The sequence below is a fragment of the Wolbachia endosymbiont of Drosophila innubila genome (assembly GCF_021378375.1).
GTDB lineage: Bacteria > Pseudomonadota > Alphaproteobacteria > Rickettsiales > Anaplasmataceae > Wolbachia > Wolbachia pipientis.
In genome coordinates this window covers 1,051,333-1,073,868 of sequence record NZ_CP076228.1, presented here as the reverse complement: position 1 = coordinate 1,073,868, position 22,536 = coordinate 1,051,333, and the positions used below count along the sequence as shown (strand labels likewise).

The window sequence follows — 22,536 nt, the reverse complement described above, 5'->3', positions numbered from 1 at the left end:
AGTAGAACTTTGGTAAAGCATATGGCAAACTTAAGCACTAACATAGCTCTCAGTAAAGAAACTTTGCAGCACTTTGCTAAGCTAGTTGAGCTCACTAAGCAGCCAACTCAAGAATTAGCAGAAAGGCTATTTAAAGAAGCAATAGATCGTGAAATGGAAGACTTTTTACTATCTGTGGTTGCTAACGAGTATGACGTTGAAGGTGCAGAGACGGTTAGAAGTGAGGATGTAGATTGGAATACACTATTATCTTCTTAAGGAACGTTCTTAAGAAAAATCTTCCGGACCTTCCAAAAACGATAAGGTCAAGAGTTGTAGACGCAATACATGATCGGCTTACAGTCGATCCATTGAACCTTGGTAAACCATTACACCACAGCTTTAAAGGGCACAGAAGGCTAAGAGTTAGTGATTATCGCATCATATATAGCGTAAATACTGTAAAGCATGCAGTAACTATTGTTGCAGTAGGGCATAGAGACACCATTTATGAAGAGGCTTTGAAGATAATCGATACATATACTCTTCAGTAGATTCTATCTTCCTTTTTTATCAAGTTACATGAGTAAATTATACAGAAAATCTTAAAGATTTTATATATATAATTTTATACACCACTCCTTCCTGATCCATTCTCTACCTTAGGTGGCTTCGCTCAGCTCAAAGAAAGTTCATTTTTTTGGTTACCCCCCTATAAATTATATATTATATATTATTATATATATAATATATAATTAGGGGAGAGGCGACGAAAACAAGATTTAGAGTTTGAGGAGCCTCCGGTTTAAGGTAGAGAATGGATCAGGAAGGAGTGGTCAGGATCGACCAAATGCCACATGTTGATGAAGACATCAAGCCAATTATTGATTATTTTGAAGCTTATAAAAGCTACATTAATAAACTACTTGCAAACAACAATGAAATAGAAGGAATAACAACAGGAATACCTAGACTTGATACTATAACTGGTGGCTTAAAAGAAGGAGAATTAACAGTGCTTGCAGCTCGTACTTCAATTGGCAAGACCTCAATAGCACTACACATGGCTCTGCAAGCTGCAAAATTACTGAAAAATCAAGAATATGTCTGCTTTTTCTCACTTGAAATGTCAGCAAATCAGTTAATCAATAGAATGATCAGTATTGAAGTCAATGAGACAATAAACAATATTATCAAGAAACAAAACACAGAACTTTTACATAAAGGGATAAATCAAATAGTTTTTTTAAATATTCTTGTCGATAATTCAGGAAATATGGATTTAAATATCCTAAAGAAAAAAATCTCATTAATTTGCAGAAAATATAAAATGAAATGCATATACATTGATTACTTACAGTTACTCAGAGGATCGAAAGTAACCGAAAATAGAACTCTTGAAGTAACAGAAATCAGTAGAACTTTAAAAAATATAGCAAAAGACTTTAATATTCCTATTGTAGCATTATCACAAATAAGCCGTAAGGTAGAAGACAGACAAAATAAAAGACCACAATTAGCAGACCTACGCGAATCAGGAAGTATTGAACAAGATGCTGATCTAGTGTTATTACTCTACAGAGAAAATTATTACAAGGCTGATTCTAATAACGACTTAGAGATAAATGTTGCAAAAAACCGTAGTGGATCAACCGGAAAGGTTACAGTGCCATATCAAGTAAATACAGGGAGAATATTAAGTTGAAAGATCGCGGAAAATAGTGTATAATATTAATGGTTTTTAAGTGGATTTCTTATGGTTTTATCAAAGTTTTTAGATCCAAAAAACAATTACGCGTTCAAGCGTATCTTTGGTACTGAGAAGAATAAAGGTCTGGTAGAGACTCATGACCTTGAAACCAGCGATTTGGTCTCATAACCATAGTCTCCCCAAAAGAACCGTGCTTGCGGATTTCCCGCACACGGCTCCACAATACAGCGTTCACACTAGTGCTCCTGTGTATAAAGAAACATATACCTTTGGTTTTGGTAATGGATTTACTTTTTAAATAGTGTATAAATTGTTCCCAATCCATACTTTTCTTTTGACTACGTCGGTTTATCCACTTAAATGCTAACTTTGTTACCGGTCGATAGAATTGAATCAAACACCGATAATTTCCGCTAACTCCGAAGTAGCTATAGTGTCCTGTTAGTTTGGCTTTAAGTTTCTGCCACCAATCTTTGAAACAGATACGACTTCGTACCATCTTCAACCATTCTTTGATTTCTTTAATCTTTCTGGCTAGGCTTATTTTTGAAGTTTTCTGCTTCATCATAAGTTTACCATTACGACTTTTTCCACAATAATGTGTAAATCCTAGAAAGTTGAAGCTAGCCGTCCTACGTTTCTCTCTTTCTGCTTGATACCATTCTTTCTTACCAAACTTTACTATTTTTGTTTTATTTTCAGCTATTTCCAACCCAAATTTACTTAGTCTTTGTTTCAGTAATTCTAGAAATTCTTTTGCGTCTTCTTCCCTCTCGCAGCCAACTACAAAATCGTCGCAAAACCTTATTAGCTGTAAATATCCTCTGGCTTTTGGCTTAAATTTCTTTTCAAACCATAAGTCCAGCACATAGTGTAAGTATATATTAGCTAATACAGGGCTTACTATACCACCTTGTGGTGTGCCTTGATCGGTTGCTTTATAACATCCAACTTCGACTATTCCTGCCTTTAGAAATCGTTTTATTAACCACAATAAATTTGGGTCAGCTATTCGTTCCCTTAGACAATTCATTAGCCATTTATGTTGAACATTATCAAAGAACTTCTTGATATCCACTTCTACAATATAGTTAATTGGTTTGTGCATAACTGCTTTATCTAGAGCGTTTATCGCCTGATGACAATTTCTTCCTGGTCGAAATCCATACGAGCTGTCCATAAAGTTTGCTTCATAAATATTTTCTAATATCTTCTTTAGCATTACCTGTACCAACTTATCTTCCGTTGATGGTATTCCGAGACCGCGCTTCTCTTTGCTCCCGGCTTTGGGTATGTATACCCTTTTCACTGGTAGCGGTTGATATTGTTTTCTCTTCATACTATCCACTAGTGTTTTAAGTTTCTCTTCTAGATTTTCTCCATAAGCTTCCACTGTCACACGATCTATACTACAAGCCTTGTTGCGTTTAGTTCCTTATAACACTCTGCAAGATTCTCTTCATTAATCAAATGAACTAATGATGTAAATTTTACTCGCTTATCTTGCTTAGCCCTTACTGCTATCTGGTTTAGTTTTCCTTGCATACTCCTCTAATCTCTGTTGTATTGGTATAGCAATCCCTATACCAGTCACTATATTGCTAACCGCTTCCCCTTGTATGTGGCTTTCCCACACTCCGAGTACTATCAATTAGTCCGACTTCCTTTGCATCTTCCTCCAGTCCTCGCCTTTATTGACTTGTTCCAGAGTACCCTTACAGGAATACAAAGGATCTCCCAAGTTCACGTAAGGTCCATCTCAACACATGACGCGGCCTTCGATCCCGATGAGGTGAGTAATATCTTGCCTTAGCGTTATTACCCATGTTGCCTTCCACCAAATGTAAAGTGTCAGCCCCCATGACGCGTGAATTACGGGACTCAATACCTTCACTTTCGTTGCACCCTATGTTGTCCATTCCATTAGCTTTACTACGCTCGTTACCTTACGCAGCATAATGGTTTGTTCCAGGTTGCCGGCTAAGCTTTACCCGTGTTGGATTTTCACCAACTGTTCCTTACGCACTTCTTGGCGCACACTAAATTATCACTAACGCAGTATATTATATAATTTATTTAACCATACATGAAAATTTTAGTTTGATTAAAACGGATAAAAACTGTATTGATGTTTAGTATAGCTGAAAAATGAAATGATCCCGTAGCTCAGCCGGTAGAGCAACTGACTTTTAATCAGTGGGTCACGCGTTCGAATCGCGTCGGGATCACTCACAAATTTTGAAAAACATGCTAAAAGAACAAGACAAAATATTCACCAACCTAAATGGTAAAGGAACTCCACTACTTGAGGGTGCAAAAAAACGTGGTAGCTGGCAAAAAACAAAGGAATTACTGGATTTAGGATCAGAAAAGATCATTGATGAAGTAAAGAAATCTGGTTTGAGAGGTCGAGGGGGTGCAGGATTTTCCACCGGCCTTAAGTGGAGCTTTATGCCCAAAAATCTCCCAAAAGCATATTTAGTAGTCAATGCAGATGAGTCAGAACCTGGTACATGTAAAGATAGAGATATATTGCGATATGAGCCACATAAGTTACTTGAGGGAATTCTCCTGGCCGGCAAAGCGATCAGCGCATCAGTTGCATATATTTATATCAGGGGTGAATTTTATAATGAATATTTAGTTCTAAAAAAAGCACTTGAGGAAGCCTATAAAGAAGGTTTAATTGGAAAAAATGCCTGCAAATCAGGTTATGATCTTGATGTGTTTATCCATAGGGGCGCAGGAGCTTACATATGTGGGGAAGAAACAGCTCAACTCGAATCAATTGAAGGAAAAAAGGGCTTTCCTCGCATGAAGCCTCCATTTCCCGCAGGTGTTGGACTTTTTGGCTGCCCAACCACAATAAACAACGTTGAAACTATAGCCATGGTTCCAGATATTCTGAATCGCGGAGGAGAATGGTTTGCATCTCTTGGTAAACCAAATAATACTGGTACCAAGGTCTTTTGTATTTCAGGGCACGTAAACAACCCGTGTAATGTTGAAGAAGAGCTCGGAATTCCATTACGTGAATTAATTGAAAAATACGCAGGTGGAGTGCGAGGAGGTTGGGATAATTTACTTGCTGTAATACCTGGTGGGTCTTCAGTGCCATTAATTCCAAAATCTATATGTGATACTATTGAAATGGATTTTGATTCATTAAGAACTGCACAATCAGGGCTTGGTACTGCTGCTGTAATAGTGATGAATAAATCAACTGATATAATAGCTGCAATAGAGAGGTTATCACACTTTTATATGCATGAGTCCTGTGGACAATGCACACCATGCCGTGAAGGTACTGGATGGATGTGGAGGATTATGAAGAGGATGGTGGCAGGAGATATTAAGCCTGATGAAATAGATAAGCTGCTTGACCTTACAACTCAAATAGAAGGACATACAATTTGCGCACTTGGCGATGCTGCAGCTTGGCCGATTCAAGGATTAATAAGACATTTTCGCCATGTTATCAAAGAGAGAGCGATAATTTAACTTTACTTATACTTCTTAAGCCGTTTTGCTACTTAGCAACCAGAGCTAAAAAATATTGATTCCCTTCTCTTTTAGGTGCCAATTCTACCTTTGCGATATCTTCAGTGTCTCGAATTAGCCGTTCTAATTTTTCCAGTCCAACTTCAGTGTTTATAAGCTCTCTCCCTCTAAATCTCATTGTGACTTTAATTTTATGTCCGTGGGCAAGTAAGTCTCTTGCTTGACGCAATTTTGTTCCGTAATCGTGATCACCAATATTGGGACCCAGTTTAATTTCTTTTATAGTTAATGTTTTTTGTTTCTTTTTTGCTTCACTTGCTTTCTTTTTTATATCATACTTTTGCTTGCTATAATCCAGAATTTTACATACTGGAGGGGTTGAATCAGGTGCAATTTCCACCAAGTCTAAACCAACACCCTGTGCAAATTCCAAAGCTCGTTCTATTGGCACGATTCCGACCATTTCACCACTATGATCAACTAAGCGTACCTCCTTAGCTGTGATAAATCCATTAATTCTGTTTTTATTGTTCTTTTTAACTTGCAAACTTTAACTCCCTTAATTCAAATTAATACTTTTTAACAGCGATTCATTAGCCTTTTCCAAAGAAAAAGACTCCTGTCTTTCCGATCCTAAATTTCTTACTGACACAGTTTTACTTGTAACTTCATTTTTGCCTACAATCCACAATATAGGAACCTTGTTTGAACTATGCAAACGTATCTTATAACTAATTTTTTCATTGGTCAAATCAGTCTTGACTCTCACACCTTGTTCTTTTAAAATATTGCTAATTTCTGTGGCGTAACCGTCAGCTTCATTTGTAATGGTCAGAATAGCAAGTTGCGTTGGAGCAAGCCAAACTGGAAATTTTCCTGCATAATTTTCTATCAAAATTCCGATAAAACGCTCAAAAGTCCCAAGAATTGCCCTATGTAACATGACAGGGTGATGCTTGTGCCCATCTGCCCCTATATAAAAAGCTCCCAGACGTTCTGGTAAAATGAAATCAACTTGTAATGTTCCACATTGCCAATTTCTGCCTATTGCGTCTTTCAAAACGAACTCTAACTTTGGACCATAAAATGCACCTTCACCAGGGTTAAGTTTATAACTCAAGCCCGCTTCTTTAACGGCTTCAAGCAGCGCTTTTTCAGCTCTATCCCACACTTCATCATTACCTGCTCTAATATCTGGACGGTCTGAAAATTTCACAGAAATTTCATTAAATCCAAGCTCTGAATATACTTCTTTTAAAAGGTCACAAAACTTTATAGTCTCAGAATTCACTTGTTCTTCCATACAAAAAATGTGTGCATCGTCTTGCGTAAAACCACGCACTCGCATCAGTCCGTGCAATGAGCCTGAGCTTTCATTTCTATGGCATGTGCCAAACTCTGCCATACGTATTGGTAAATCACGGTAGCTCCTGGTGTGAGAATTAAAAATCTGCACATGACAAGGACAATTCATGGGTTTTATTGCTAACTTTTTATTCTCAGATTCGTCAACAATAAACATATTTTCACGAAACTTATCCCAATGTCCAGATCTTTCCCACAGCTCTTTACTTACTAAAATAGGAGTTTTTACCTCAAAATAGCCATTATTTATTAGCTTCTTTCTGATGTAAGACTCAAGAACATTATATAGAATATATCCTTGTTCATGCCAAAAAACCTGCCCAACAGCTTCCTCTTGAATGTGAAATAAATCCATATCCTTAGCAATTTTGCGGTGATCACGTTTTTCTGCTTCTTTGAGGCACTCAAGGTAAGCGTTTAATTCATCCTTATTTCCCCATGCTGTGCCATATATTCGCTGCAACATTGGGCCCTTAGAATCACCACGCCAGTATGCACCCGCTACTTTCATAAGTTTAAACGCTTTAACTCTACCGGTTGATGGTGAGTGCGGACCACGGCATAGGTCAACAAAATCACCTTGCCTATAAACAGTTAGGTTTTCACCCTCTGGTATGGATGAGATAATATCAACCTTATATTTTTCGCCTATACCACTAAAGAAATCAACTGACTGCTTGCGAGTCCAAACTTCTCGAACAAATCTGTGGTTACTTTTTACAATCTCTTTCATTTTCTTTTCTATTGCGGTAAGATCGTCCGTAGTGAAGGTACGATCTGTAGCAAAATCATAGTAAAAACCGTCCTGAATTGTTGGGCCGATAGTAATCTGAGTATTAGGAAATAGCTCTTTCACTGCCTGCGCCATTATATGAGCAGCATCATGCCTTATTATATCTAAACCCACTTCGTCACTCAGTTGTATCACCTCTATCTCTGCATCAGCTTCAATTTCACGTGAGAGGTCATATAGCTCACCATTTACTTTCAATGCAACTACTTCTTTCAAAGCATCCGGTTGTAATATATCAAAGCCAGTGACTTTACCACTGTATTCTTTTACTTTTTGTTCGGTTGAAAAAGTAACCCTAACCATAAATAAACCTATACGGACATGTAGCTTGAAGGCGATTTGCTTCTTCCAACGGTGTCATCCCAGTGTCACGCACATAGCCATACGAACATTCATTTTCGAAGGTAAATTGCACAGCAAATGGTGTCATCCCAGTGCTTGACACTGGAATCCAGCTTTTTTGTAATTTCATTGAAAATGTTGCATAGTGTGCTTGTTCACAATCAATTTTACTGGATCCCAGTGTCAAGCACTGGGATGACACCTTTGTGTTTGAGGCAAAACAGGCTATAACATTTAACATACTGCCCTCGCAAACAAATGTTCGTACAGTTGTGTATCAGCTACTGGGATGACACCACCCCTAGTGGGCACTGCCCCTAAATCATAATGGATAACAGGGTTATAAGCTCTGAACATTAATAATAAGGCCTATTCTTTTTTAACCTGAGTGCAATTGCGTCTTCCCAAACTTCACCATTACGCAATAACTTTTCTTTATTGTACATTAGCTCCTCTCTTGTTTCAGTAGCAAATTCAAAGTTAGGACCTTCAACAATTGCATCAACTGGACATGCCTCTTGGCAAAGTCCGCAGTATATGCATTTTGTCATATCAATATCATAGCGCGTGGTGCGGCGACTACCGTCTTCTCTTTCCTCTGCTTCAATAACTATTGCTTGAGCAGGGCAGATAACTTCACATAATTTACAAGCTATGCATCGTTCTTCACCGTTTGGATACCTACGCAACGCATGCTCACCACGAAACCTTGGACTTAAAGGGCCCTTCTCCATAGGATACCTCAAAGTAACCTTTGGCTTAAACATATATTTTAATGTAATAACAAACCCTTTAATTAACTCTACAAAAGACCAGTACCAAGCTAATTTCTTGAGCATAAAATATTTAAAACTTGTGTCAGTCATTATAAATCATATTATCAGTTTTCAAAATAAATATTTTCACCTGGGTGACTTTTTAGGTATTTTGGTTTCTTAAGTGTAATATTGCTAAGTAGTTTATATAAATAATGACAAACACAAATGAAACTATTTTCGCTTTATCGACCGTATTTGGTAAGTCAGGAGTTGCAGTAATCAGAATTTCAGGCAACTACGCGCTTAAAGCTTTAAATCATTTTCATATTAAGAAAGAAATTAAACCAAGATTTGCTACTTTAGTTGATCTATATGATGATTCCAGTCAATTGATAGATAATGGAATAATCATCTATTTCCCTGCTCCAAACAGTTTCACTGGCGAGGACGTTATAGAGTTACAAGTGCATGGAAGCAAGGCAGTTATAAAAATCATCTTGGAGGAATTATCAAAAGTTTTCGTTATGGCCAAGCCTGGAGAATTCTCACTTAGGGCTTTTCTAAATGGTAAATTTGACTTAACGCAAATAGAAGGGATTGCAGACTTAATTGATGCTGAGACAAAAATGCAAGCTAAACAAGCGATTAAGCAGATATCAGGAGAATTGGAGAGACTATACAGCAATTGGAGGCAAAGATTAATAACGATACAATCCAAAATCGAAGCATATATAGACTTTCCAGAGGACATTTGGGCAGAAAAAAGTGAATTGGAAAAAATTAATAATGAAGTGCAATCTCTCGTGCAGTTGATACAAGAGCATTTAAATGATAATAGACGGGGCGAAAGGTTGCGTGAGGGTTTACATATTGTAATAACTGGTGAACCAAATGTCGGTAAATCAACTCTGTTTAATTTCTTAGCCAAGCGTGATATTGCTATTGTTTCTGAATATGCAGGCACAACAAGAGATATACTTGAAGCTCATATTGACATTGGCGGATACCCAATCATTCTCTCTGATACTGCTGGAATTCGTGAAAGTTCAGATCCAATAGAATTAGAAGGTATAAGTCGAGCGAAAAAGAGGTCTTTTGAAGCTGATTTAAGAATAGAGCTATTTCCTTTTGAACAACGACACGATGTCAATTATCAAGCCACAGGCAATATACCATCTGTCGTTGACACACAACTATGCAAATATTGTAATCAACAAACGGTGTCATCCCAGTGCTTGACACTGGGATCCAGATATAAAAATACTTGCAAATTATGCAATAAACAATGGATTCTAGAAACATGTGCTGAAAACAATGTTCATAGCTGGATTCCAGTGTCAGCTACTTGCATGACATCAGACCAAAATGACACCATTTATGTATTGAGCAAAGCTGACGATGTTATCAATAATCACAATATAAAAATTAATGGCATAGATCTTTTACCCATTTCTATTCTAAAGGAAATAGGTACAAACAAATTGATCTCTCTCATAAAAGAGAAGGCAGAGGAAAAATTTGGGCATGATAGAGACACTCCTGTAATCACTCGGCAAAGACATAGGAATCACATGAAGAAAGCACTGGAACATTTACAACGTTTTAATATCGATAATCCAATTGAGTTGATATCTGAAGATTTGAGGCTTGCTGCATTTGAACTTGGTGCGGTGATTGGAATTATTGATGTTGAGGAAATATTGAGTAGTGTGTTTAGCAACTTTTGCGTGGGCAAGTAAAGCTTTTATAGATTGCTTAAAATCAAATGTTGTGATAGAAAAGAAATGGACGGATGGCCGAGCGGTTTAAGGCACCAGTCTTGAAAACTGACGTACGTGATGAGCGTACCATGGGTTCGAATCCCATTCCGTCCGCACAGCATCTCGCTATGCTAGCTGATTTTTAGAGCTTATTTGGACTATGTGGTTCATAACGCTGGAAATCTTGTCTAATCTAGCCACATCTTTTAAAAATACATCCCTTTGTAAATTGACCTTGTTAGCAAAGAAAGCTAATATCTATAAATAGATCACGATCTGAATATGAAAACCGATATAGTAATAATAGGTGCAGGACCTGTTGGAATATTCACTGCTTTTCAAGCGGGAATGCTTGATATGAGATGTCATATAATAGATGTTTTGGATCAAGCAGGAGGACAATGCACAGCTCTTTACCCAGAAAAGCCAATATATGATATACCTGGTTATCCTGTAATCACTGCCCAAAAATTAATTGAGCAACTAATGGAGCAATCTTCGCCATTTAAGCCTGTTTACCATTTAAGTCAAAAAGTGGAAAAGATTTCAAATAACGAAGGTGAAAGCTTTACTGTCATAACGAACATAGGTACAGAGGTAAAATGCAAAGCCGTTATTGTTGCTGCAGGTAACGGAATGTTTGAACCTAACCGTCCACCCTTAAGTGGTATATTAGAATATGAAAATAAATCTGTATTTTACAGTGTAAATAAAATTTCTGATTTTCAGGACAAAACTATAGTCATTGCAGGTGGGGGTGATTCTGCGGCTGATTGGACTGTAGAACTTTCTAAAGTTGCGAAGAAAATTTATGTGATACATAGGAGAAAGGAATTTCGCTGCACTCCTGAAACTAGAAATAAATTAGAATCACTTGAAATTGATGGAAAAATAGAACTGGTAGTGCCATATCAATTACACGAACTAGCAGGAGGTAATGGGCAGTTGAGCGCAGTGATAGTAAAAAACATTGCCTCTAAGGAAGAAAAAGAAATATCCGCTGATTTTTTGCTGCCATTTTTTGGATTGTCAATGAATCTTGGTCCAATAAACAATTGGGGTATACAGTTAGAACATAGCCGCATAGTTGTCGACCCAGCTACACTTAAAACCAGTAGAGATAGGATATATGCAATCGGAGATATAGCTATTTATTCAGGCAAACTAAAATTAATACTAAATGGTTTTGCTGAGAGCGCCATGGCTTGTTATGACATATACAAAGTAATCCACAACTCTCCGGTTAATTTTCAATATTCAACCTCAAAGGGAATTCACGGAAAAGAAAAACTTCCTTGACAAACCTCGCTAGCCCCCTTATCATGAAACTGAAGCTATTGTATTTGCTTTCGCCAATCTGCAGATTAAAAGGTAAGGATTACTTAATGTATCGGCGTCTCATGTTCAATTTTTTGCAGTATATAGATACTGTATGTCTTTACAAAACTTCATCTACATCTAGATTTTTATCTAAATAAGCTGAACGCGCTTATAAAGCGTTACAAGACATCAAAAAATGCCAATACTCGACAGAGATAGTAAAAGACTAGCTAACTCGGGGATTCTTTGTCTTTTTTTCTGCTTAGTAAATTTCTTAAACATTTGCAGCGTAAGTTAGTTGCAATTAAAAGCGGCTGAATCTCGCTTGTCAAGCGTTTAAAACATAAAAAACGCCAATATTTTAAAGCGGATAATAACCCCAGGGCTTCTTTTGCCTTTTTTTTCATTTGGTAAATTTCTTAAATATTTATGGCTAAACGACAACCGTCATCCCGCTGCTTGTTAGCGGGATCTAGAGATACCGCGAATGAATCGCGGTATGACGTAGGACTGCTGTCATCCCAGTGCTCCTTTTTTTGTCATCCCAGTGCTTGACACTGGGATCTAGTTTTCCATATAATCTCATCGAAAATGTTGTAACCACTTTCTGTGCTAGTTTGCTTGCTTACAAGCAAACTTTCCTGGATCCAAGTAGTCAGGGCACTGAGATGACACCCTCTTGGATGAAAACCAGTATCAGCTACTTTCATGACACCATTCTTTTTTCTGGATCCAAGTAGTCAGGGCACTGGGATGACAGGAGAAAGAGGCACTGGAATGACAAAGAGGGTACTTGGATGACAGGAGGTAATGCAGGAAGTCTAATAGTGCAGCAACACGGAACCCCAGGTCAGGCCTGCACCTATTGAAATCAGCAGTACCAGATTTCCTGATTTTATTTTTGATTCTTGTATTGCATAGTCTAAGGCCAGTGGAATTGATGCCGCTGAGGTGTTTGCATGCTTATCAACGGTATTAATCACTTTCTCTATAGGAAAATCTAATTTCTTTACTACTGCTTCAATAATACGAATGTTTGCTTGATGGGGAATTAACCAGTCAATATCAGTGATTTTCAAATTATTGCATTTCAGAGTTTCCTCTACTGAGGCTGTTAACTTATCCACTGCATGTTTAAACACTTCTCTTCCATTCATGCATATTTTTCCAGAATCACCAGTTGAGGATATCCCTCCGTTCGTACATAGTATGTCCACATTGCCGTCAGAGTATAAGTTTGTTGATATGATGCCGCTTCTACCCATTTCTGATTTCATCACCACTGCACCAGCACCATCACCAAAGAGTACACAAGTTGACCTATCTTCCCAATCAACAATCCTAGACATTATTTCAGCACCTATAACCAATGCATATTTAATTCTATTGTTAGATTTTATGAGCGAATCAGCAACTGTAACTGCATATATAAAACCAGAGCATGCTGCTTGTACATCAAAAGCAAATGCGTTTTTACATTTTAACTTACTTTGTACAATCGTTGCACAGCTAGGAAAAGTTTTATCAGGAGTTGTTGTAGCAACTATAATCAAGTCAATTTCATCTACTGAAATTTTAGCTTTTTCTATAGCACTTTTTGCTGCATTTACAGCTAGATCTGACGTTAGTTCTCCTTCATCTGCTATATGCCTTTGAACTATTCCTGTTCTCTGCCTTATCCATTCATCGCTCGTCTCAACTATCGATGCAATTTCGTTGTTACTCAACATTTTTCTTGGTAGGTAAGATCCAGTGCTTAATATGAAACTTTTATTCAATATGACTTACCCCGTTAATTATCTTTTGATTTAAATTTTCACTAATTGCATTTACTGCAAATTTTATGGCATGGGCAAAAGAAATAGCATCAGAATTTCCATGACTTTTAATGATGATACCATTCAGCCCTAAAAACATAGCTCCACTTCTAATTTTGGGATTAAAACGCGTTAAAGCTTTATTTAGTTTGGATTTTAACAATATACCAACAAGCATTTTCGCTATCCACGAATTGAATACTTCCTGCTTTATTAGATTGATAAAGGTACTAGCGGTTGCCTCAGCCGTTTTGAGCATTACATTGCCAACAAAACCATCAGCAACAATCACATCTATATTACCCTCTAAAAATTCACTTGCCTCTATATACCCTTTGAAATTAATGCCTGGAGCGTTTTTAAGCAACTCAAAAGCGCCGCGCACTGAGTCATTACCTTTAACTTCTTCTGTGCCGATATTTAGCAAAGCAACTTCAGGATTGTCAATTTTTAATGCTATTTTTGCAAATATACTACCCATTAACGCAAATTGAAATAATGAGTCGGCATTACAATCAACATTTGCACCAAGGTCAAGCAAAGCGAAGCTTTTTGTCTTAGTTGGACAGATAGAGGCAATAGCAGGACGATAAATGTTTGGTAATGTTCCTAAAATAAATCTGGAAATTGCCATCAACGCTCCGGTGTTGCCTGAAGATACCACTCCGAAAGCTTTACCTTCTTTCACTGCAACAATTGCAGCTTTCATACTTGAGTCTTTACGATGTCTCAGCGCAAAAGATGGCTTATCATTTGCAAGGACATTGTCAGAACAATGAGTAAATTCAGAATTGTTACTTACTTTTTTATATTTCAAAAGCAAAGGAGATACTTCTTCCTTATCTCCATAAATATGAAAAAAAACTTTAATGCCTGGGTCAACAAGGTTGTCTAAAAAAAAACCAGCACCATGAATTACGGAAAGAGGCGCAAAATCGCCCCCCATAGCGTCAAGTGCAATAACTATATTATTATTGACCGTAGATAACATATCATAATAGTCACTCTGCCTGTTGCTTAATGAAAACCCGTTTTCCTTTGTAACTGCCATCAACTGCTACGTTATGAGGCAACATGAATTCCCCAGTTGTTGAACATACCACAACATTCTTAGGCTCAATAGCATGATGAGAACGATGCATATTACGCCTTGACTTTGACTTTTTTCTTTTTGGAACTGCCAAAACTTCCTCCATTCTACTACAAAATTCAATTCATTAGTAACATGTTTTTTACAGGAAGTAAACAGGGATAGTAAAATAAGTAAGGTTTGCTTATGTAATTGAGTTCTATAGCTAAAGTGGCTCTACAATTTGAAAAACCGTCATTCCGCTACTCGTTAGCGGAATCTATACCGCGAATGAATCCATAGCTGTACGAACATTCATTTTTGAAGGTAAATTGCACAACAGATGATGTCATTCCAGTCTGGAATCCAGAAATTTTGCTTATAACTGAGCTGATGAGCTAAAGGTAGTTGTCTTATGCTAAAACAAACGTTTTTAATTAAGTTGCATAGAAGCTGGATCCCAGTGGGCTTTGTTGCATCGCTAGCTATGATGGATTAAAGATAAAAAAGATAGGGAATATCAGTAGCTTATTATTCTGGTATTTATAACAAGAACGGTCAGTGAATACCTAAATTTGAGTAAAAGAAATTTCACTACCACTCACTAATCTGGCTAAAATTCAAGAATTTCAATGCTTTAGCTATTTTCAATAGAATTAAATTTATTAATATAAATAACAAATTACTATTCTTAAATTTGATCAGATTGATTGCAAAAAAACAAGATTTTCAATAAGTTGCTTATAATCCTAATTATAGTTAGCCTTTCATAAGTAGCGATGCAACAAAGCCATCCCAGTGTCTGGGCACTGGCCCACTGGTGGGAATTGCTCCCAAACTACAACGTTCGTACAGTTGTGGATACCGTGGCGGTATGACGTAGGGAAACCTTTCTTGGGTTAAGCTTTAAATTAAAACATCAAGTATATTGAACTTAAAACATATCTCAGCTATACTTTGCGATAAAGTTAATAAAAATTTTAATAAAATCAGTAAGACTAACCTCTAGCTAAAATGAATACAAAGTGAGCTTTTTTGATATAAATAGTGTTAGAATAATTGGTAGGTACTTTATCAATTTTTTGTTAAGGCTTGGTAGTGCATTCATATTTTTTATTCAATCTCTATACCACTGCCTTGTGCCACCATATTATTTTAGCAACATAGCAAGACAAATTATAGAGATAGGCTTTTTCTCTCTGCCAATTGTTGGGCTCACTGGAGTTTTTATAGGAGCGGCGATAGTTTTACAAAGTAGCTTGAGTGACCCATTAATTAACCAAGAACAGATAATACCCAAACTTGTTACGATCACTATCATTAAAGAGTTAGGACCAGTTTTGATCAGCTTAATAATGGTAGGAAAGGTTGGATCATCAGTTGCAGCAGAAATTGGTACGATGCGCATCACCGAGCAAATAGATGCCCTTACAACTTTGAACATCAACCCTTTCAAATATTTAATTGCACCAAGGATTTTAGCGTCAATCATAGTATTTCCCATACTTACAGTATGTGCAGATTTAATAGGAATATTTGGAGGATGCATCACTGCAGTCTTCGAATTTAACCACAATTTAAATATATACATTAAACACACAGCTCAGTTCTTTAATACGTATGATTTTATAACTGGGCTAATAAAAGCAACTGCATTTGGCGCCATAATTTCTGTCTCAAGCTGCTATTACGGTTACCATTGCAAAGAAGGTGCACGAGGAGTAGGTGTTGCTACAACATCAACTGTTGTTTTATCGTCCATACTGATCATTTTAGCAAACTACATGATTACTTTGATACATGCGTAACCCCATAATATCAATATTGAACTTAAGCTTATCTTTTGATGATAGGACAGTACTAAAAGATCTAAATTTTGATATATTAAAAGGGGAATCATTAGTCATACTTGGTGGCTCAGGAAGCGGCAAATCTGTATTAACAAAAACAATTATCGGCTTGCTTGCTCCAGACTCAGGGTCTGTTAAAATAAATAGTAAAAGCAAAAATAAATTTGGGGGTTTATTTCAAAATTCCGCTTTATTTGACTACGTTACAGTGTGGGAAAATATATCTTTTAATTATAAAAAGCGCTTTAATATCAGCAAAAAAGAGGCAAAACAGCTAGCAATCGAGAAGTTAAATGATGTTGGACTGGAGGAAAGCATAGCAGATATGTTTCCAATAGAGCTATCAGGTGGAATGAAAAAAAGAGTGGCACTTGCAAGGGCGATTGCACACAATCCAGAAATCATTATTTTGGATGAACCAACTTCAGGATTGGACCCAATTATGTCAGATATAGTAAACGAGATAATAATAAAATTATCTAGAGATCTTAACCCTACAATTATCACGATTACACATGATATTCATAGCGCATTTAAAATAGCTGATAAAATAGCAGTATTATATGAAGGGGAGATCATTTCCCATGGAACTGTTCAGGAAATACAAAATACTAATAACGAATATATAAAAAAATTCATTCATTATATATAGCTAAAGATATATACACTATTGCTAACAGTCATATTTTTAAGTTTTAACTTTGTAAAAGGTAGTGAACATTGGAATTCAGATTTTTTTCAAACTGGATCCTATAGCTAACACGTCATACCGCGATTCATTCGCGGTATCTCGGCATAGATTCCGCTAACTAGTAGCGGAATGACGAATTTGTCGTTTTTCAAATTGTCGTAAGTCAGTTTAGCTATATATAGGATGACAGAAATTGTTTGTATTAGCTATATTCAAAAGCTCTATTGATATTTTGCAATATTTGTGATAAAATAATAGCTTAAGATTGAGAGTAAAAATTTATGAGTGAAGCTCAAGGTCCAAACATTGCAGAATGGCAAGCGCAGCAGCAACACCAAGAGGCTGCTGGTGAGAAAAGTGGTTTTGGTCTTGGTCATAGTGACTCTGTTTCAACAGTTGTCGATGGAATGAAATGGTTGTTCAACTTTCATGAAGGAGCAATTGCTGCTTATAGTAACGTGTTTGAAGGTTTGGTGAGTGGCAGTAGTCTAGTAACATTGTTTGGAAAGTCAGGTAATATGTTTGGCATAAAACTTCTTGAAGGCCTTGCAGAATATTTTTCAGGTGGAGGTGGGGAAGATATGCCATCAGAAGAAATGGATATGGCTCATGGTGATGATGGACATCACTCAGATGATTACCCTCATACCAATAACGAAATAGCTCATAATGCTGATGGTTTGCAAGACATGCATGATGCAGGTGATCACCATGGTCAATCTTTTTCACCTGGTCCTTCACCATCTGTTGGCGATGACCACGGACATGAACTTGGTTAAACACTTAAAAACTATTGAATAATTGGAAGAAGGCCTAATAAGAAAAGTTGCTGTTGTTATGAGTTTGTCTTAGTGAAAAAGGTTTCAGTTTTGGGATCAACAGGAAGTGTTGGAAAAAAGACTGTAGATTTGCTCTCAAAGAGAAAAGAAGAATACCAAGTGGAAGCACTAAGTGCCCATTCGAACTTTGCTCTACTGGCACACCAAGCAAAACTGCTAAATGCAAAATATGTTGCTATCTCCGATGAAAGGCTTTACAAAGATTTGAAAGAAAGTTTACTTGGTACAGATGTAAAAATAGCAATTGGTGCTACAAATATTGCTACCATACCTGTTGATCTCTCAGTTGTTGCAATAGTTGGCATTGCAGGCCTTGGGCCAGTTATGGAAGTTATAGAAAGCGGTACCAAAGTCATTGCATTGGCAAACAAAGAAAGCATTGTTTGCGGTGGAAAGTTATTACTCAAAAAAGCTAAAGAAAAAAATGTACAAATAATCCCTATTGACTCTGAGCACAATGCAATTTTTCAAATTTTGCAAAATGACGACAAATGCGTAGAAAAGATCATACTTACTGCTTCTGGTGGACCATTCTTAAATTATAGCCTTGAGCAATTAAGAAATGTTATGGTAGATAAGGCGCTTAGTCACCCCACTTGGAATATGGGAAAGAAAATCTCGGTTGATAGCGCAACAATGATGAATAAGGCACTAGAGATAATAGAAGCACATAACTTGTTTAATATCAGCCCGGATAAAATTGAAGCAATAGTGCATCCTGAGTCAATAGTACATGGAATTGTAACTTATAAGGATGGGTTCAACTTTGCTGTGCTTGCAGAAACTGACATGGCAATTCCTATTTCATATGCTCTATCTTGGCCGGAAAGATCAGCTTTAAATCGTAAATTAGATTTAACAAAGCAAGGAAAATTGACCTTTCAAGAACCAGACCATAAGCGTTTTCCTGCGCTAAAGCTTAGCATGGCAGTGTTAAACTCTTCTGCTCCACAAACAAACAGTATTGTGCTCAATGCTGCAAATGAAATAGCTGTTAATGAATTTTTGAAGTCACGAATCGGCTTTTTAAAAATAGTAGAGGTAGTGGAATCAACAATGGAAAGTTTTGGTAGTTATACTGATATTAATTCACTATCTGATATAATAAATATTGATTATGAAAGTCGTATTATTGCTCACAAAATTGTTGAAAGTAAAGTTGTTGCGTATAGCTAGAGTAATGTAACCAGACTGCATTCTGTGATTTTTAGCAAAACACGATACACAATCGTCATTCCGCTACTAGTTAGCGGAATCTATGCCGAGATACCGCGGCGGTATGACGGTTCGCGGTGGTATGACGGTTAAGTAATTCGTCATCCCGCTACTTGTTAGCGGGATCTATGCTAAGATACCGCGGCGGTATGACGGTTCGCGGCGGCATAGCTATCTTCAAAAATATGGTTGAATAATTGTTAATAATAGTGTATAATTATTAATATTTTTAAGCACTTTGGCTATGGCTTTATCTAAGTTTCTCGACCCTAAGCTGGATTTAACCTTCAAAAAAATATTTGGCACTGAAAAAAATAAGAATATTCTCATACATTTCTTGAATGATATTTTAGGGTTTACCGAGATAAATACTATACAAGAAGTGGAATTCCTCAGTACTATAATGGATCCTGAAATTGCCTCTGATAAGCAAAGTATAGTTGATGTTCTTTGCAGGGACTCTAGTGGGGCTAGGTATGTGATTGAAATGGTGCGACCTGAAAGCCTTCGGTCATATTGTTTATAAAAGGAGAGGAATTCATTCAGAAAGAAACTGAAAGGATTCTAAAGCTTATTGAACCAGATGTTTTGCCATCTGAGTCTACGCATCAGTGCGAATTGGGTAACCAGTTGGTGCCGAGCGACGCGGACAATGAACCTCCTCTTGATAAAGAAGATGCTCAATCGTGAGAGAAAGCATAAACTACAAGCATCATGTGGTTGGAGGGCTAGGCTTAGTGGTATGGTGAACGTAAGTGAAGCTTCATAAGTATCGTAACGATTAAAGAGCTAAAGATGCTGATAAGCTCCGACCAAAAGGTAATGTGACATTTTTCATTTCTGGATGTACGCAAATAATAATTCCACCGGTATAGAGAAGCCACCTAACCCACTATTGTATGACAAAAGGAACAGGATAAGCCTGTATTTTCGCCTATATGGCAGGCAACCCGCAAGGAATGCTGATGGATGTGCAGGTAAAGGATAATGGAGAAAGCGAATGCCATTTTGTAACGAAATGGATAGAATTTGTAACATTAATTCGCGTGAAAACGAGCAGACTTCCATTTGGTCCTTCATGACAAGAAACTTTGTTAACCACTTAAGGTAGGAAAGCAGATGATTACAAGTACAACTGTAAGTGCACCTACCAATAACTCCGAAGCATGGAACCAGTTACCCTGGAAGAAATGCCAAAAAGTTGTTATGAGGCTACAGAGGCGTATTGTTAAGGCTGTCCAACAAGGCAGATGGGGTAAGGTGAAAACTTTACAACACCTTCTCACACGCTCTTTTAGCGGCAAAGCTTTGGCGGTTAAGAGAGTAACTGAAAACCAGGAAAAAAACACAGCAGGTGTAGATCGTCAAATATGGTCAACTTGCAACACAAAATTTCAAGGAATAAAGCTATTAAAACAAAGAGGATACAAACCTTCTCCGCTAAAACGGATATACATCAGTAAGTCTAATGGCAAAAGAAGACCTCTTGGAATCCCTACGATAAAAGATAGAGCCATGCAAGCATTATACTTGTTTGCTTTGGAACCGATAGCTGAAACGATCAGTGATCGTCACTCTTATGGTTTTAGACCAAAAAGATCCTGCGCAGACGCTACTGTGGCTTGCCACTTGTTACTGGCAAGCCGTAACCAACTACAATGGATACTCGAAGGTGATATTAAAGGGTGTTTTGATAACATTAACCATGAATGGCTCATGAAGCATATTCCTATGGAGAAGAAAATTCTTCATAGCTGGTTAAAAGCTGGCTTCCTAGAATCAAAAACTCTGTATTCCACAACTGCAGGTACCCCACAAGGTAGTATCATCTCTCCAATACTAGCAAATCTAGCCCTAAATGGACTTGAAAAATCATTGGAAAGTCAATTTGGTAAACTTGGCAGTAAAAGAAGAAGCAAAATCAGAAGTGGAGTAAATGTAATCAGGTACGCAGATGACTTTATCATTTCAGGAATCACACGTGAAGTACTGGAAAATGAAGTAAAACCTCTAGTATCGTCCTTTCTTCAGGAGAGAGGTCTTATCCTTTCCGAAGAGAAAACAAAAATTACATCTATTACAACAGGGTTTGACTTTTCTTGGTTGTAATGTACGCAGGTATAATAAGAAGTTAATTATAAAACCTTCAAAAGAAAGTATTAAGAAACTTAATAAAGCACGTACATTGATAAAGGCAAACATAGCGAACACTCAGGCCGTACTAATCAAGTTGCTCAATTCCCTATTAAGGGGATGGGAAAATTACTACAGCCATGTGTGTGCGAAAAGAGCTTTTAACAAAATAGACCATGAAATTATGTGTGCTCTATGGAAATGGGCAAAGAAAAAGACATCCTCGTAAAGGATTACGTTGGATAAAGAATCGTTACTTCAAGGTAATGAAACAACGCCAATGGGTCTTTGCTGCACCCATATGCAAGAACAAACCGAAAGAGATAAGGTATTTAAGACTGCTTAGGTTGATTGATATACCTATCAGACGACATGTTAAAATCAGGGCGGATGCAAATCCACTTGACTTAAAATGGAAAAAGTATTTTGATGAAAGAGTGAAACAAACAAAAATGTTAGCAAGCTCTTTCTCAAGAGAAGGTTCTCTGCTGTTGGTGTCACCATTAAGAATGATGTTTTCTGAGGAATCATGAAGGACAAGCCGGTTCGAGAAAAGAAGGACTTAGATAAGGGGCTCAAGCGTAGTGTGGAGAAACCTGCATGCTGCGTTTCTAAGGGAGGGAGTAGTAGCATACTACTTCCTTACCTAACCAGGTCGCTAAAACTAAGGGCTTTGAAAAACGCGCACAACTTTATGCTGCTAAGGCTTACTCAAGACAAGCTGATAAATCTGGTAAATACGTTGATTTAAAGAAGATTTTCTTTATCGCGATTTCAAATTGTACCTTATTCCCTGATAAGCTTGACTATATATCTAGCCATACCATAAGAGATGAAAACCAATGAGCATGACTTAAAAGATTTTCAATTTATCTTCATAGAGCTGCCAAAATTTCCTAAGAGTAGAGAAGAACAACTAGAAAGTGTAGTAGACCGTTGGCTATTTTTTTCAAATATGCAGATGAAACAACGGACGAAGATCTCAGAAAAATTGCGGAAAAATCACCAATAATAAAGCTAGCATATGATGAATTAGATAAGTTTCACTGGAATGAAAAAGATCTAATAACTTATGAAGAAAGAATAATGGATCTGCGCAAAGAAGAAGCCATTCTTGAATACAGACTTGATCTTGCTGAAGAGAAAGGTATACAAAAAGGTATAGAGAAAGGGAAAATTGAAGGGAAAATTGAAGGGAAAATTGAAGGGAAAATTGAAGGGAAAATTGAAGGGAAAATTGAAGGGAAAATTGAAGGGAAAATTGAAGGGAAAATTGAAGGGAAAATTGAAGTCGCAAAAGCAATGCTGGCTAATAATGTTGATGTCAACACTATTGTTAAGTTTACTGGCCTTTCTATTAGTGAGATTGAAGAATTAAGTGTGAACGGTTACG

The 22,536-nt window shown here is 37.1% G+C and carries 26 protein-coding genes, 2 tRNA genes and 2 pseudogenes; 19 read left to right on the top strand and 11 right to left on the bottom strand.

Features of this window, described 5'->3' with window-relative positions; all coding sequences use genetic code 11:
- Positions 1 to 9: 9 nt before the first annotated feature.
- The 3 genes from J4T77_RS05815 (at position 10) to J4T77_RS05805 (ending at position 1,684) form a co-directional block, all read left to right on the top strand.
- Positions 10 to 258 carry a hypothetical protein gene (locus J4T77_RS05815; protein WP_233641015.1) on the top strand — a complete coding sequence of 83 codons (249 nt, stop codon included), beginning with the start codon at positions 10 to 12 and terminating at the stop codon, positions 256 to 258.
- The gene (locus J4T77_RS05810; RefSeq protein WP_138265064.1) at positions 234 to 533 is read left to right on the top strand and encodes a type II toxin-antitoxin system RelE family toxin; all 300 of its coding nucleotides are present in this window, start codon (positions 234 to 236) and stop codon (positions 531 to 533) included. Before J4T77_RS05815 ends, J4T77_RS05810 begins: the two co-directional genes overlap by 25 nt.
- A 263-nt stretch (positions 534 to 796) precedes the next feature.
- Positions 797 to 1,684: a replicative DNA helicase gene (locus J4T77_RS05805; protein ID WP_233641014.1), complete on the top strand. Its 888-nt coding sequence runs from the start codon at positions 797 to 799 to the stop codon at positions 1,682 to 1,684.
- A gap of 94 nt (positions 1,685 to 1,778) precedes the next feature.
- On the opposite strand, the gene ltrA is transcribed toward J4T77_RS05805, so the two are convergent.
- Genes ltrA through J4T77_RS07075 form a run of 3 tightly spaced genes read right to left on the bottom strand, consistent with a single transcriptional unit; the run spans position 1,779 to position 3,326 of the window.
- Positions 1,779 to 3,083, bottom strand: coding sequence for a group II intron reverse transcriptase/maturase (gene ltrA, locus J4T77_RS05800; protein ID WP_410543714.1), 1,305 nt, complete (start codon positions 3,081 to 3,083; stop codon positions 1,779 to 1,781).
- Between the two features lie 11 nt (positions 3,084 to 3,094).
- Positions 3,095 to 3,235, bottom strand: coding sequence for a hypothetical protein (locus J4T77_RS05795; RefSeq protein WP_233641012.1), 141 nt, complete (start codon positions 3,233 to 3,235; stop codon positions 3,095 to 3,097).
- The gene (locus tag J4T77_RS07075; protein WP_255324786.1) at positions 3,198 to 3,326 is read right to left on the bottom strand and encodes a hypothetical protein; all 129 of its coding nucleotides are present in this window, start codon (positions 3,324 to 3,326) and stop codon (positions 3,198 to 3,200) included. Before J4T77_RS07075 ends, J4T77_RS05795 begins: the two co-directional genes overlap by 38 nt.
- 519 nt (positions 3,327 to 3,845) lie before the next feature.
- Between J4T77_RS07075 and J4T77_RS05790 the strand changes: the two genes are divergently transcribed.
- Both J4T77_RS05790 and nuoF read left to right on the top strand, forming a co-directional pair.
- A tRNA-Lys gene (locus tag J4T77_RS05790) sits at positions 3,846 to 3,918 on the top strand.
- 19 nt (positions 3,919 to 3,937) lie between these two features.
- Entirely contained in the window at positions 3,938 to 5,191 is a 1,254-nt protein-coding gene (nuoF, locus tag J4T77_RS05785) for an NADH-quinone oxidoreductase subunit NuoF (RefSeq protein WP_010962959.1), read from the top strand.
- Positions 5,192 to 5,219: 28 nt separating this feature from the next.
- Here the strand turns inward: nuoF and infC are convergent, their stop codons facing one another.
- The 4 genes from infC to nuoI form a co-directional block, all read right to left on the bottom strand.
- Positions 5,220 to 5,738 (bottom strand): translation initiation factor IF-3, encoded by a 519-nt coding sequence (infC, locus tag J4T77_RS05780; protein WP_006279610.1) that lies wholly within the window; start codon positions 5,736 to 5,738, stop codon positions 5,220 to 5,222.
- A gap of 12 nt (positions 5,739 to 5,750) precedes the next feature.
- Complete coding sequence (gene thrS, locus J4T77_RS05775) at positions 5,751 to 7,652, bottom strand: threonine--tRNA ligase (RefSeq protein ID WP_010962960.1); 1,902 nt, start codon at positions 7,650 to 7,652, stop codon at positions 5,751 to 5,753.
- A complete protein-coding gene (locus J4T77_RS05770) occupies positions 7,645 to 7,932 on the bottom strand; it encodes a hypothetical protein (protein WP_010962961.1) in 288 nt (95 codons plus the stop codon). The genes thrS and J4T77_RS05770 overlap by 8 nt, the downstream gene beginning before the upstream one ends.
- Before the next feature lie 115 nt (positions 7,933 to 8,047).
- Positions 8,048 to 8,530, bottom strand: coding sequence for an NADH-quinone oxidoreductase subunit NuoI (nuoI, locus tag J4T77_RS05765; protein WP_038199316.1), 483 nt, complete (start codon positions 8,528 to 8,530; stop codon positions 8,048 to 8,050).
- Between the two features lie 131 nt (positions 8,531 to 8,661).
- On the opposite strand from nuoI, the gene mnmE reads away from it, so the two are divergent.
- From mnmE to J4T77_RS05750, 3 genes are all read left to right on the top strand, one after another.
- Positions 8,662 to 10,188, top strand: a complete 1,527-nt coding sequence (gene mnmE, locus J4T77_RS05760) for a tRNA uridine-5-carboxymethylaminomethyl(34) synthesis GTPase MnmE (protein ID WP_233641011.1) — start codon at positions 8,662 to 8,664, stop codon at positions 10,186 to 10,188.
- 47 nt (positions 10,189 to 10,235) lie between these two features.
- Positions 10,236 to 10,323: transfer RNA gene (locus tag J4T77_RS05755), tRNA-Ser, on the top strand.
- 168 nt (positions 10,324 to 10,491) lie between these two features.
- Positions 10,492 to 11,508 (top strand): NAD(P)/FAD-dependent oxidoreductase, encoded by a 1,017-nt coding sequence (locus J4T77_RS05750; protein ID WP_038199260.1) that lies wholly within the window; start codon positions 10,492 to 10,494, stop codon positions 11,506 to 11,508.
- 560 nt (positions 11,509 to 12,068) lie between these two features.
- On the opposite strand, the gene J4T77_RS05745 is transcribed toward J4T77_RS05750, so the two are convergent.
- The 4 genes from J4T77_RS05745 to rpmF form a co-directional block, all read right to left on the bottom strand.
- On the bottom strand, positions 12,069 to 12,239 hold the full coding sequence (locus tag J4T77_RS05745) for a hypothetical protein (RefSeq protein ID WP_010082311.1): 171 nt from the start codon (positions 12,237 to 12,239) through the stop codon (positions 12,069 to 12,071).
- A gap of 111 nt (positions 12,240 to 12,350) precedes the next feature.
- Positions 12,351 to 13,307, bottom strand: a complete 957-nt coding sequence (locus J4T77_RS05740) for a beta-ketoacyl-ACP synthase III (protein ID WP_010962965.1) — start codon at positions 13,305 to 13,307, stop codon at positions 12,351 to 12,353.
- Positions 13,300 to 14,337: a phosphate acyltransferase PlsX gene (gene plsX, locus J4T77_RS05735; RefSeq protein ID WP_038199264.1), complete on the bottom strand. Its 1,038-nt coding sequence runs from the start codon at positions 14,335 to 14,337 to the stop codon at positions 13,300 to 13,302. The genes J4T77_RS05740 and plsX overlap by 8 nt, the downstream gene beginning before the upstream one ends.
- Before the next feature lie 10 nt (positions 14,338 to 14,347).
- Complete coding sequence (gene rpmF / locus J4T77_RS05730) at positions 14,348 to 14,530, bottom strand: 50S ribosomal protein L32 (protein WP_010962967.1); 183 nt, start codon at positions 14,528 to 14,530, stop codon at positions 14,348 to 14,350.
- A 910-nt stretch (positions 14,531 to 15,440) separates the two neighbouring features.
- On the opposite strand from rpmF, the gene J4T77_RS05725 reads away from it, so the two are divergent.
- From J4T77_RS05725 to J4T77_RS05675, 11 genes and pseudogenes are all read left to right on the top strand, one after another.
- On the top strand, positions 15,441 to 16,223 hold the full coding sequence (locus J4T77_RS05725; RefSeq protein WP_038199265.1) for an MlaE family ABC transporter permease: 783 nt from the start codon (positions 15,441 to 15,443) through the stop codon (positions 16,221 to 16,223).
- Positions 16,216 to 16,917 (top strand): ABC transporter ATP-binding protein, encoded by a 702-nt coding sequence (locus J4T77_RS05720; protein WP_015589314.1) that lies wholly within the window; start codon positions 16,216 to 16,218, stop codon positions 16,915 to 16,917. Before J4T77_RS05725 ends, J4T77_RS05720 begins: the two co-directional genes overlap by 8 nt.
- A 320-nt stretch (positions 16,918 to 17,237) precedes the next feature.
- A complete protein-coding gene (locus J4T77_RS05715) occupies positions 17,238 to 17,735 on the top strand; it encodes a hypothetical protein (protein WP_190321471.1) in 498 nt (165 codons plus the stop codon).
- A 72-nt stretch (positions 17,736 to 17,807) separates the two neighbouring features.
- Complete coding sequence (gene dxr / locus J4T77_RS05710) at positions 17,808 to 18,971, top strand: 1-deoxy-D-xylulose-5-phosphate reductoisomerase (RefSeq protein ID WP_070356952.1); 1,164 nt, start codon at positions 17,808 to 17,810, stop codon at positions 18,969 to 18,971.
- A gap of 283 nt (positions 18,972 to 19,254) precedes the next feature.
- Positions 19,255 to 19,500, top strand: a pseudogene (locus J4T77_RS05705) (PD-(D/E)XK nuclease family transposase); the annotation flags it as partial.
- Between the two features lie 26 nt (positions 19,501 to 19,526).
- Complete coding sequence (locus J4T77_RS05700) at positions 19,527 to 19,700, top strand: hypothetical protein (protein WP_223823152.1); 174 nt, start codon at positions 19,527 to 19,529, stop codon at positions 19,698 to 19,700.
- A gap of 248 nt (positions 19,701 to 19,948) precedes the next feature.
- Positions 19,949 to 20,092: a hypothetical protein gene (locus tag J4T77_RS05695; protein WP_173862902.1), complete on the top strand. Its 144-nt coding sequence runs from the start codon at positions 19,949 to 19,951 to the stop codon at positions 20,090 to 20,092.
- A gap of 37 nt (positions 20,093 to 20,129) precedes the next feature.
- Positions 20,130 to 21,119: a reverse transcriptase domain-containing protein gene (locus J4T77_RS05690; RefSeq protein ID WP_233641010.1), complete on the top strand. Its 990-nt coding sequence runs from the start codon at positions 20,130 to 20,132 to the stop codon at positions 21,117 to 21,119.
- Positions 21,100 to 21,372, top strand: a complete 273-nt coding sequence (locus J4T77_RS05685; protein ID WP_233641009.1) for a group II intron maturase-specific domain-containing protein — start codon at positions 21,100 to 21,102, stop codon at positions 21,370 to 21,372. Before J4T77_RS05690 ends, J4T77_RS05685 begins: the two co-directional genes overlap by 20 nt.
- The gene (locus tag J4T77_RS05680; protein WP_233641008.1) at positions 21,320 to 21,676 is read left to right on the top strand and encodes a hypothetical protein; all 357 of its coding nucleotides are present in this window, start codon (positions 21,320 to 21,322) and stop codon (positions 21,674 to 21,676) included. The genes J4T77_RS05685 and J4T77_RS05680 overlap by 53 nt, the downstream gene beginning before the upstream one ends.
- Positions 21,673 to 22,535 (top strand): annotated as a pseudogene (locus tag J4T77_RS05675) (Rpn family recombination-promoting nuclease/putative transposase); the annotation flags it as partial. The gene J4T77_RS05680 and the pseudogene J4T77_RS05675, both read left to right, overlap by 4 nt.
- Between the last annotated feature and the right edge of the window lies 1 nt (position 22,536).